Source organism: Arthrospira sp. PCC 8006, assembly GCF_046480465.1.
Classification (GTDB): domain Bacteria; phylum Cyanobacteriota; class Cyanobacteriia; order Cyanobacteriales; family Microcoleaceae; genus Limnospira; species Limnospira platensis.
Genome location: NZ_PKGG01000166.1, coordinates 1 through 11,898, shown reverse-complemented (window position 1 = coordinate 11,898; position 11,898 = coordinate 1). Strand labels below are relative to the sequence as shown.

Here is an 11,898-nt window from a genome sequence, read left to right as displayed (position 1 = left end):
CAACCTACATGGCTGCGGTTTTGGGAAGTCCGAGAAAATGAGGCGATCGCACTTTCCCCCAAGTGGAGTAGGTTGGGTGGAGGTCACGAAACCCAACCCCACTATATCTAACTGATGTTGGGTTTCACTGCGTTTCACCCAACCTACATGGCTAGATGGGCGATCGCACTTTCCCCCAAGTGGAGTAGGTTGGGTGGAGGTCACGAAACCCAACCCTACTATATCTAACTGATGTTGGGTTTCACTGCGTTTCACCCAACCTACATGGCTACATGGGCGATCGCACTTTCCCCCAAGTGGAGTAGGTTGGGTGGAGGTCACGAAACCCAACCCCACTATATCTAACTGATGTTGGGTTTCACTGCGTTTCACCCAACCTACATGGCTAGATGGGCGATCGCACTTTCCCCCAAGTGGAGTAGGTTGGGTGGAGGTCACGAAACCCAACCCTACTATATCTAACTGMTGTTGGGTTTCACTGCGTTTCACCCAACCTACATGGCTAGATGGGCGATCGCACTTTCCCCCAAGTGGATTAGGTTGGGTGTAGGTCACGAAACCCAACCCCACTCTATCTAACTGATGTTGGGTTTCACTGCGTTTCACCCAACCTACATGGCTGCGKTKTTGGGAAGTCCGAGAAAATGAGGCGATCGCACTTTCCCCCAAGTGGACTAGGTTGGGTAGAGGTCACGAATCCCAMCCCTACTATATCTAACTGCTGTTGGTGTTTCACCCAACCTACATGGCTAGATGGGCGATCGCACTTTCCCCCAAGTGGAGTAGGTTGGGTGGAGGTCACGAAACCCAACCCTACTATATCTAACTGCTGTTGGGTTTCACTGCGTTTCACCCAACCTACATGGCTACATGGCTACATGGGCGATCGCACTTTCCCCAAGTGGTAGGTTGGGTGGAGGTACGAAACCCAACACCACCATCTCTCAGTTATGTTGGGTTTCACTACGTTTCACCCAACCTACATGGCTGGGGTTTTGGGGAGTGGTAGAAAATCAGGCGATCGCACTATATCTAACTGCTGTTGGGTTTCACTGCGTTTCACCCAACCTACTGATGTTGGGTTTCACCCAACCCACATGGCTGGGGTTTTGGGAAGTCCGAGAAAATTAGGCGATCGCACTATATCTAACTGCTGTTGGGTTTCACTGCGTTTCACCCAACCTACTGATGTTGGGTTTCACCCAACCTACATGGCTGGGGTTTTGGGAAGTGGTAGAAAATTAGGCGATCGCACTTTCCCCNAAGTGGAGTAGGTTGGGTGGAGGTCACGAAACCCAACCCCACTATATCTAACTGCTGTTGGGTTTCACTGCGTTTCACCCAACCTACATGGCTAGATGGGCGATCACACTTTCCCTCATAACTGACCGAGGGCATCTTTAAGTATCAATTTCAATTCCTTGGTAATTGGCAGCCAATCAATTTCACTGCACAACTTCGACGGACTTTCACCATTTTTGATCCGTTGCCAATAAACTTCCACTAGAAGCGTTTGTAAACCATATTTAGTCAATGCGTCCGATGCTAGTCCAATGATTCCTAATAATACAATTCCGCCCAGCATCCCACCAGGTCCTAGCATTGCTAAAGCGGCCGTTATGGCGGCGGCTCCGGTCAGTCCTGTGGTCGCCATTGCAATTAACAGAACCACCGCTGGTAAACCCACCCCTGCTAATTTTCTCACGATTTCATCCATTAGATGTAACTCCCAAATATTGTTGATTATTAATTGCTAAATCTATAGGCGATCGCTATAGTTAAAGTTACCCAATTTCTACCATTAATCAAAGACTTTCAGAATTAGATAACTTCGGCAATTACGAAAATAATCACCCTCAAAGTTAGGTTAAAGTACATTATCTCCCGCTTCTCCCATAGCTTCCGATTTAAGGGGTGCGCCGCCACAGGACTAGACCACAAAGGAGAAATCTGCCATTTTTCCTGGGATTAATACTCTCTGGGGGTTGCACAATCCTAATTCCACTGACAATGTGCCGAGACTAGCGCTATATTTTGGCGGTTGCGTCAATAAATTAGATAATCGCTGCTGAGTTAGTTAGCATGGAAATTTATACTCTGATTTAAGATTACATTTTTGACGACATTTTGCCATAAGTATTTTTACGGAAATTTCTGGGGTTGTTTGTGGGGTCTGTTTCCGTAAATTTACTGAGAATAAACCCTGATTTTGATGAATTGGTACAATGCTGAAATGGCTAAACCTGTGATTGTATAACTTTTTTTACGAAAGTAAAGTGTTGCAGATTTAATAGAACTTTTTGATATCTACTTAATTCGACTGGAAATTGATAATGTCATGATATCTTGACAGTGTAGCTAGAGCTATGGTGGGGGTTGTGATGACGGACGGGGAAGGCTCGATCGCAATTGATTTCAGCCAAGGATCGGGTTTCAACACCTGAAATTGGTAGAATCAGGTATTCAATCTGGGATAATGCTGGTATAATTACTCAGCAGACGAAACAGAATTGACCTTTATAGATTTTGAGAGTAACGATCGCCACTACCTGGGACGGCGACTGGTGGGGTGGTGGTTGCTGATACTGATCACAAGCAGTAGGTGCTTACCCGCTGCGAGTTGTGGTTATTTTGTTGTTTTCACGGTTGAGGGAATCATGAGCAAAAATTGGTTTGAAGACTATCAGCAACAATGGCTGGATACCTGGAAAAATAGTTTCGACAGTATCAAGGATCTATCTAATACTTCCGAGGCTATGACCAAGGCGTTAGATTTTCAACAAGAAACTGTCAATGGGACTCTGAAAATACAGCAGGAAGCCCTAGAAACGATCGCCACTGTTCAAAAACAGTGGTGGGATAGTTATTTTGATTGGGCTAAACAAATACCTCTGGTTACGAATAAATAACCAGAAGTTCGGGGAGTTGGGGGGTTGGGTTTAACCTAGGTTGGCGATGGGTTCCCAATTCTGTACGTCTTTCAGTAAACTTTGGTAGCCTTGAACATTGGGATGTAAACCGTCGGAACTCAGTTGCGATCGCACCCAATCTTCCCCCCGGGACAGCCATAGGTCAAATATATCTAAATAAGGGATATCCCGGACTTCACAGCCTCGCCGTGTGGCTTCTTTGTAGGCGTATTGGTCGGCGTGGTTGTAATACATACAGCCTAAAAAGGGCATTTTGCTTTCGTCAACGGGAGGCATTCCTACGAAAATGACTGGACAGAGGCTTTGGGCCCTTTCCAGAAGGGTGGCGACATGGATGCGAAATGCGTCAAAATCTGTGAGCGATCGGCCGTTGGGTCTTCCTAAGCGGGGAGTGTCATTGAGTCCTACTGATAAAATAATTAGGTCTGGTAGGCGGTTTCTTAATTCTCCCCGTTGCCGAAATTCCTGCTCGAGACGCTGGGTAACTTGGGCGACGGTGTTACCACGAATCCCTAGGTTGTAAAGCGCATGACCGGGTTTTTCTGGAGACATCCACTCGCGTCGCAATTGTTCTACCCAACCTCCGCCGACTGGATCTCCGAATCCATAAATTAGACTGTCCCCCAAAGCGATAATTCTTAGGGGGGTATGTTTGGTATGGGTGGGCGCAAACTTGGTTGTTGCAACTGCTTGTATCATGGGATGCTGCTCTCCTAAGTTGGCTGTGGTCTTTACCTGGATGGTAGGTTTTTAGCCATCTACTGTAACACAGCTTAACATAATAAAACTTAATAAAAAAGTTCTTAGTGAACTGATGTGCCTAAAATCCCTCAGCAGCGGTATCTCAAACTACAATTTATGTCTGGGGATAGATATTGTTGGCGATCGCTTCTAAAGATTAACATTGGGTTAATATTCTGTTAACTAAGACCGGACCTAATGGTTGCAGAGGAGGATTTTTGAGAATACCTGCCGTAAATTGATGGGAAAAATGAGATTTTGTTACAAATCTATAGATTAGCTAAAAAGCATCAATTTTGAGCAAATTATCTTATAATTTGAGGTAGTGTTTCTCAGGCTTTAGGAAACGACGAGCCGGGAATAGCTATAGAGTCAATCAGAGTCAGATTTGATTGGCGAAAAGTAATTTACTGGTTTATGCAATATGGATACTAAGCTTTTTGAAGATTACCAAAAGCAAATGGTAGACTTGCAGAAAAAATGGTTTGACGCTTGGACGGAGGGTTTCCCTGGTTGGAAGCCTCCCTCTGATTTATCAGAAGGTTTTGAACAGACCCTGAAATTGCAAGAGGACATGGTTAAATCTTATCTGGAAACACAAAAGCAGACCACCCAAATGATGCTGGATGCTCAAAAACAACTCTGGACAGAGTATTTTAATACTATGCGTAAAAGCGCCGAGAGCGTGAAGTAAGGCATCAAAAAAGGGGAAAGGGGGTAGGTGAATTTTTGGTCAACCCCCCCCTAATGAGTTGTTAATCAAAGTTACTCTCGCACTTTTAACCAGTCGACAATGGTTGGGGGTAAATCTCGCTGTACTTTACCACTGACATACATACCGATATGACCTACGGGGAAGGATTTGGCGGTGTAGTCTTCACTGCTGATGTATTCCTCTAGTGCGAGGGAAGAGGAAGGGGGGACTAGGTGATCTTTTTCGGCGTAGAGGTTGAGAACTGGCATGGTAATATTACTTAAATCTACCCGAGAATCACCAATCATTACTTCGCCTTTGATTAGTTTGTTTTCCTGATAAAAATCTTTCAGGAATTGGCGATAGGTTTCTCCGGCTTGGTCGGGACTATCAAAAATCCATTTTTCCATGCGGAGGAAGTTTAGGAGTTTGTCGCGACTTCCCATGATTTCTGGTAAATCAAGATATTTTTGATATCCTAATTGTAGGGGTTTTAACATCAAAAACTCGATGTTTAAATAGTCGCCGGGAATGTTACCTAAAGCCTCAACCATGAGGTCAATATCTACGGCTTCGGGTCCTAGTGTGCAGCCTCCCCGCGCATTTAAGAGGGTATTTGGCATATCAAAGTTGACTGGCGCAACCATGGTGATTAGGTTTTGCACTTTTTCGGGATATAGGGAACTGTAGCAGAGGCTAAAGGTTCCTCCCTGACAAACTCCTAGGAGGTTGATTTTATCGAGTTCATAGTGATCGCGAAGAAAATCAACACAGTTATTAATATAACCGTTGATATAATCATCTAAGGTTAACCAGCGATCGCTACGGGTAGGATATCCCCAATCAATCAAATAGACATCTAATCCCAAACTGAGTAAATTAGCAACTAAGGAACGACCTTCTTGTAAATCTACCATAAAGGGACGATTGACTAAAGCATAGACAATTAGCAGAGGTACAGAAAGGGTTTTTTTGACTTTGGGTTCAAACCGATAAAGGGTGACTTTATCTTCCTGGTAAACTGCTTCTTTGGGTGTGACCCCAACGATAATTTCTTCCTCCCGTAAACTACTAAGGTTGTCCATACCATGAACAATTTTTTCGGTGAGGTCTGCATATTCCTCGGTTAAGTCTTCTAAACCCATTTGTAAGGCGAAAGGTAACATGGCTTGATGTCCTCCTAGCAAAGACATATTGAATTGGATCACGAATTGAATTAGGCTGTTGAGACAAATATTAGGTGTGGCTTTCTCTCAACTTACTTCTGGAATTGACTCGGGTTTGGGTGAAGATGCTGTAATGGTGGATATCTGTTTTTTGAGAGATTTAACCTCTTTGCGGAGTTGGTAAATGGTTTTGTGCATTTCGTCAATTTCGCTGCGGAGGGGGAGATTAAGCGATCGCATAGAAATCTCCATCAACTTTTGTTGTTCTAGTCGATAGGCGTTGAGGGAGTTAATAAACCTTCCCCGAATTTTGAGTTTATCTTCAGAACAGAAAGTTTCCTCAAATACGTCATCTATAGCCACACTCCATAACTGCTGAAACTGCCGCCAAGTTTCGACTTTTTCGCCTTTGCTAACTCCCTCCGCTAATTTTTCGATTAACTTTTCAAAAGCGCGGACTTGGATATCTGCTAACACTACCTGATAATCATTACTAGCGCGATAAAAATTTGTCCAAGCCTGAAAATGACTCATTAAGGTACTATTCAACTCGCGAGTAATACCAAACATGGGACTTTGTAGCAGGTTTCCTAGGCTGGGTTGATACAGTTGTTCCCAGTAGAGGTTATTTAACTCGATGAATGCTTCACTTTTACCCATCATGGCTTCAACCATGGGAACCATAGCCGCGCCGCTGTAGTTCATCCACATTTGGTTAAACTTCTGCATTTGTTCCATGTAGAGTTTCGCCATAGTGCTACCGCTTCCGGTCATCTTAGTGGGAACACTCATATATTGTTCCATTTGCTGGCGAATTTGCTGGGAGTAGTTTTCTAGGGTTTGTTCCCAATTCGTACCAGCTTCAACTTTGGGTAATATATCTTTCCAGGCTTCAAAGGAAAATTGTAGAAAACGCATCAATGAGGCCTGATTTTTTGCCATTTGTTCGGTTATTCCCCCAGAGTGGGACTGGCCATTTTTATCGGTTTCAGATACTCCTGACCCACTCATCAGATCAAACCAGTTTTTCCAGATGTCATTTCCGCTCTGAGTCCAGGTGTTAACCCATTGATTGGCCATTTCGTTCCACGGATTTGTTTCGTTTTCCATTGTCTATACCTCTTCGTGTGAAGCTGTAATTTGGTCTTCTCCTGTTCTGGCGTTCCCTCAAACATGAAACTGAGAACAAAAAAGCTACCCAGATTTTAGCTTCTTCTTTGGTAATTGTAAATCTAACTTGGCTTTTTATCCACAACAAAACTGATTAATTTTATCGGTCATTGGTTTGGGGAAATGTTAAAATTTTATAAAGGTTTTGTCAGGGGGTTGAGTCCTTGGGAGAAATTCTATAAAATAATAAGGTACAGCCTAAAAAAATTCACCTATAAAATTGGGAGGTTTACCCGTTTAGCATCAACTACATAGCGCGATACAAAGGATTCAAAAAATACTGGCGTTGGCGTTGAAACAACCGCAAACGTTAGCTTTGGTCTGTATTTTGGTGAAGTGATAATCATGAGAAAAGAGAGTTGATGTGACCGAAACCAATTAAAACTGGAGGTTGACTAAAGCATTATTCACCCATTACTAGGAAGCCAAAAAATGAGTAAGCGGAACAAAGGTAAAATTGCGATCGCCTGTCAAGGAGGAGGAAGCCATGCGGCATTTACGGCGGGAGTTTTAAAGAGATTTCTGCAAGGTGATGTGTGCGATCGCTATGAAATTGTAAGTTTAAGCGGCACATCTGGCGGCGGTTTATGCAGTCTACTAGCTTGGTATGGTTTAGTTAAAAATCAAGGGGAAACTGCTGGGGAAGTCTCTCAAAAATTAATTGATTTTTGGGAAGACAACTCAGCCAACCATCTTTGGGAACAATACCTAAATTATTTAACGGTTCAATCCTGTAGATTTTACGAGAAAGGGATTATTCCCAGCTATGTTTCTAATCCCTACACCTGGGGAGGAGTTCAGGAATTTTGGCAATCTGTAACGCCTAGGCGAGAATATTTAGACCTGAAAAAACTGCTGGAAAAACACATTGAATTTTCGGAACTTCCTAGGCTGATTAAGGGTAGCAGTCCTCGATTATTTTTAGGTGCGGTTAATGTGATATCTGGGGAATCAAAAATATTTGACTCTCGCCAAAATGAAATGGAAATTGATGCCATTCTCGCGTCGGCGGCTATTCCCACCCTATTCAAAGCTGTGGAAATTGGCGATGCTGCTTATTGGGATGGTTTATTTGCCGAAAATCCGCCAATTTTATCCCTAGTGGATGAACAAATTATTCCCCCAGAACAATGGCCGGATGAATTATGGGTTATACAGGTGAACCCTCGCGCCTGTGACGGTATACCTAGGACTACGCCAGAGATTTTAGATCGGAGAAATCAACTATCAGGTAATCTTTCTCTGTATCAAAGTTTAGAGTTTATCGAAAAAACTAATCGCTGGTTACAAAAGGGGTTTTTAAATGGAGAGATGGCGGGAATTAGTCCGGTAAAAATTCGCCAGTTAGAAATTAAGCGATCGCATTTAGAAGGATTAGACTATGCCTCGAAATTTGACCGCCATCCTAGTTTGATTAACCACCTGATATCGGTAGGATTTGAACAAGCTGATGCTTTCGTGGAACCCCTGTTAAACGCCAGGGATTTAGAGGATAAACTTACCCCAGAAAGTCAGGTTAATATAACTTCTGATATTGCCAAATATGACCCAGGGGTTTTATGGCAAATTGGCACATCTTCCAAACGGCTAAAGGTTTCTTCCCTGGGTGTGTGGACTCCCGAATATAACTATGATATCGGTAGTGATGCTGACCCGATTCAATCTCCGAGTTTACCGACAATTATAACTGCTCCTGATGCTGAAAAACCACCGGGAGTGGCATCAACAGATCGCCTGAATATTCACTTCCAACTCTCTAGGAATTATCAAGAAGGGGAACTAACTTTATTTTACCATCGCGATGGTTCAGGAGAGGATTGGTTATTCCTAGACGGTATCCTATTAATCCGCATTTGGGGTGCGGGAGAAAATCAGAAACGTCAAACTGAACTACGACTAGGAAGCCTTAGTCAAGGTGAACATACGATAACTTTAACGACCGCTAAAGGTAAGGGTAAGCATCGTATTTATGAGTTAAAATTGGTGGCGGGTGTCTCGGTATCAGAAACGGTCTGGGAAACTCCGGTATCTGGGGTTAAGAAAACTTCCCAGAAGACTGGAAACACTCAGGCTTTGGTGGCGGAACTTCCCGACAGTTTAGATGGTTTAAATTTTGCTGTCACTACTTCCGAGGATAGGTCGAAATTATGCCTAGAAGTGACCAATAGTTATCTGAATGCAGATGTTCTGGATTTCCGGGTAGTTGAAGCCGAGGTAATTAGTTCAGAAGGTGAAAGGCTCCAAGTTCTGGAAGAGGGAGAATTTCTCTCTTTGGGAAACTTACCCGTTAAGGATAGTGAACCGTCTAAGCTGACGGCAGAAATTCCCCTAGATTCTGGATATGAACCGGCTAAAATAGAGGGGGTTAAACTAGAATACTCGGGTCGAGTTTTGGTGAGTGGTCGAGGTCGCGATCGCTTAAAATTTGCGGTTAATAATGGTGGAGATAATCAACCGTAAAATCCTGGCAAAAAATAGCGGTAATAGGATGACAATATGAGTCAGAAAAATACAATCAATAAAGTGGACTTGGTAGTAATTATCGATACCAGTTCATCACTGCGCGATGATGCTGCTACTATCAGTAATGTGGCGGAACAGGTGATAGAAAATGTCACGGAAAGCTACCCCTGTGATTTGGAGATTACCTGGTTAGGAATAGAGGGAATTTGGCACGGAACCCCCTTTAGTCGTACCCTGCGTAATTATTTGATTAATTCTGGGGTAAATGAGTCGGAATTGACTGGGTTAAAGGTTAGCCGTAGCAATGGAAGGAATGACCCAGCGAGGGGGGATGGTGCGGGAGCGATCGCCGATGCATGTAATCACTTTGACTGGCGTTTAGGCGCAAATAGGGCGATTTTTTATCTGGGAGAATTGGGTATTTCATCGGATAATGAATCACTAGATTTAGACCAGTGGGAAAAAGCGATCGCTGCGGCTAAGTCAGCATTAGTCAGAGTTCACAGTTATCGGAAATCTGCGGGAGATAATGTAGCCATCAGCGAACAAACGGGGGGATTATCATTTATTCATCCCCTAGATGATCAGGGTTGGTCGTCGGCTTTATTATCGGTGGTGGCGGCGAGTTTTACGCCAGAATCTTACCTGGGAATAGATAAATATTCTCCCTCTTTTGAGTTGATTTGTCCTCAGCCTAGCCTAGGTGAAAATCAGGTGGAAACTGTGGCGATCGCTGTTACTAATAAGTACAGTAACATCACCTTTCGGGATGTGACCGTGTTTCTGTCCGCCGTCACCATTGATGAACGGACTCCTGTACCTAATTTACCTGACGAAATTCCCCCGATTCTCTTACAGCCAAATACCCCAATTTATTTTGGCGATATCGACCCCTATAACCCAGATATTGAACCTGTCCCTACAGCTACAATCCGCCCCATTCAAATTGAGACCAGGGGCTCTATTAGTGGGGAGTTTTGGCTAAATATTGACTACAGTTATTCCGCTGAATTTTCAGTCAAAAAACAGGAAACGGTTTTAGTGTAAAATTAACCCAATTCTTGTCAAAAATCAGAAGAGAAGAATATGGCGATCGCTTGTCAAGGTGGCGGTAGTCATAGAGATTTGTTGGGGCGAAAAATGTGCCGCCCCGACAGGTGTTCCACAGCCAGCATAGATGAATGATTAAGGGCGGGTGGGGGAGGGGTTTAAACTCCCCCCTACCGCCTCCTAACAACTGTTTTGTAGTTGATATGTAGCTTATTTGGTGAGACTAATCGCCATTTGATTTTCAGGAAGAGGAGTATATTCCGACACCAGGCGGCGGAACTCATCCCCCTCAATGGTTTCCTTTTCCAGGAGAAGTCCTACCAACCGATCTAGCAAAACTCGGTGATCACGGATAAGGCGGCGAGCTTGCTCATAACAGCGAAAGGCGATCGCTCTAATTTGATGATCAATCTTAGTCGCCACTTCCTCAGAATACTCCGATTGACTAGGAAAGCCGCGCCCCAAGAATACCTGTTCTCCGGGACTTTCCAAAGCCACCAATCCCAAATCCGACATCCCGTAACGAGTCACCATTTCCCGCGCCAAATTACTGACCACCTGGATATCATTACTAGCGCCAATAGTCACCTCTGCTTCACCAAAAACCTCCTGTTCAGCAGCCCTTCCCCCCAAAGCAATAGTAATTTGATCAATCAACCAAGCGCGGGTATACAGACCACTATCAACCATATCCTCATTAAACATCTGTTGAGCGAAACCGCCAATTCCTCCAGAGCGGGGAATAATTGTCACCTTATTAAGAGGATCAGAATTTTTCAACAGGGTCATCAGCAAAGCGTGTCCCACCTCATGATAAGCAATCAGTCGCTTTTTCTTGCTGTCGAGAAGGGGAGTTAAAGCCAAACCAATAGTTATCCGGTCAATAGCATCATCAATTTCTAACAGGGTAATCGCTTCCTTGCGTCGTCTGGCCGTTAAAATCGCCGCTTCATTAAGCAAATTAGCCAGATCCGCCCCTGCTAATCCCGGTGTTCTGCGGGCGATCGCCTCTAGGGAAACATCATCAGCCAGCTTTTTATTGCGCGCATGAACCTGTAAAATCCCTAAACGGCCATTGTAACCAGGTAAATCAACAATCACCTGTCGGTCAAACCGTCCCGGACGCAATAGGGCTGCATCCAACACATCAGGGCGATTAGTGGCTGCAATCACAATAATACCCGGATTACCCTCAAATCCATCCATTTCCGTCAGTAATTGGTTAAGGGTCTGTTCCCGTTCATCATTACCGCCGCCAATTCCCGCCCCCCGTTGGCGACCCACAGCATCAATTTCATCAATAAAAATCAGACAGGGGGAATTATCCTTAGCCTTCTTAAAAAGATCCCGCACCCGGGATGCACCGACCCCCACAAACATCTCGACAAATTCCGACCCAGAAATGCTAAAAAACGGAACTCCCGCCTCCCCCGCTACAGCCTTAGCTAACAGGGTCTTTCCCGTTCCAGGGGGTCCCACCAATAGCACCCCCCTAGGAATTTTCGCACCAATGGCGGTAAACTTTTCCGGGGATTTTAGGAATGTGACCACCTCTTGCAATTCTTCCTTAGCTTCTTCAATACCAGCCACATCATCAAACAGAATCCCGGTTTTCGCTTCCATTTGGAACCTAGCCTTAGATTTACCAAAATTCATAGCATTTCCCGAAGACTGGGAAGACCGC

10 protein-coding genes are annotated in these 11,898 nt (G+C 44.3%); 4 read left to right on the top strand and 6 right to left on the bottom strand.

Annotated features, from left to right (window positions below; genetic code table 11):
- Together B9T16_RS20040 and B9T16_RS20035 are read right to left on the bottom strand one after the other, a co-directional pair.
- Nucleotides 1-606, bottom strand: a 606-nt coding sequence (locus B9T16_RS20040) for a hypothetical protein (RefSeq protein WP_410245594.1), incomplete at its 3' end; no start/stop codon positions are given.
- A gap of 772 nt (nt 607-1,378) precedes the next feature.
- Nucleotides 1,379-1,717 carry a hypothetical protein gene (locus B9T16_RS20035; protein WP_006617460.1) on the bottom strand — a complete coding sequence of 113 codons (339 nt, stop codon included), beginning with the start codon at nt 1,715-1,717 and terminating at the stop codon, nt 1,379-1,381.
- 793 nt (nt 1,718-2,510) lie between these two features.
- Here B9T16_RS20035 and B9T16_RS20030 point away from each other — a divergent pair.
- Entirely contained in the window at nt 2,511-2,909 is a 399-nt protein-coding gene (locus B9T16_RS20030; RefSeq protein WP_410245593.1) for a hypothetical protein, read from the top strand.
- A 30-nt stretch (nt 2,910-2,939) separates the two neighbouring features.
- Here the strand turns inward: B9T16_RS20030 and B9T16_RS20025 are convergent, their stop codons facing one another.
- Nucleotides 2,940-3,629: a GDSL-type esterase/lipase family protein gene (locus B9T16_RS20025; RefSeq protein WP_006617458.1), complete on the bottom strand. Its 690-nt coding sequence runs from the start codon at nt 3,627-3,629 to the stop codon at nt 2,940-2,942.
- 466 nt (nt 3,630-4,095) lie between these two features.
- Between B9T16_RS20025 and B9T16_RS20020 the strand changes: the two genes are divergently transcribed.
- Entirely contained in the window at nt 4,096-4,365 is a 270-nt protein-coding gene (locus B9T16_RS20020) for a hypothetical protein (protein WP_006617457.1), read from the top strand.
- Between the two features lie 71 nt (nt 4,366-4,436).
- Here B9T16_RS20020 and B9T16_RS20015 read toward each other — a convergent pair whose 3' ends face one another.
- The gene (locus B9T16_RS20015; RefSeq protein WP_231852041.1) at nt 4,437-5,558 is read right to left on the bottom strand and encodes a class III poly(R)-hydroxyalkanoic acid synthase subunit PhaC; all 1,122 of its coding nucleotides are present in this window, start codon (nt 5,556-5,558) and stop codon (nt 4,437-4,439) included.
- A gap of 60 nt (nt 5,559-5,618) precedes the next feature.
- Entirely contained in the window at nt 5,619-6,641 is a 1,023-nt protein-coding gene (gene phaE / locus B9T16_RS20010; protein ID WP_410245592.1) for a class III poly(R)-hydroxyalkanoic acid synthase subunit PhaE, read from the bottom strand.
- A 492-nt stretch (nt 6,642-7,133) separates the two neighbouring features.
- Here phaE and B9T16_RS20005 point away from each other — a divergent pair, with 492 nt between their 5' ends.
- Both B9T16_RS20005 and B9T16_RS20000 read left to right on the top strand, forming a co-directional pair.
- Nucleotides 7,134-9,161, top strand: a complete 2,028-nt coding sequence (locus B9T16_RS20005; RefSeq protein ID WP_006617454.1) for a patatin-like phospholipase family protein — start codon at nt 7,134-7,136, stop codon at nt 9,159-9,161.
- Nucleotides 9,162-9,197: 36 nt separating this feature from the next.
- Nucleotides 9,198-10,211 (top strand): hypothetical protein, encoded by a 1,014-nt coding sequence (locus B9T16_RS20000; protein WP_006617453.1) that lies wholly within the window; start codon nt 9,198-9,200, stop codon nt 10,209-10,211.
- Nucleotides 10,212-10,424: 213 nt separating this feature from the next.
- Here the strand turns inward: B9T16_RS20000 and ftsH are convergent.
- Nucleotides 10,425-11,898, bottom strand: a 1,474-nt coding sequence (gene ftsH / locus B9T16_RS19995; protein ID WP_410245591.1) for an ATP-dependent zinc metalloprotease FtsH, incomplete at its 5' end; no start/stop codon positions are given.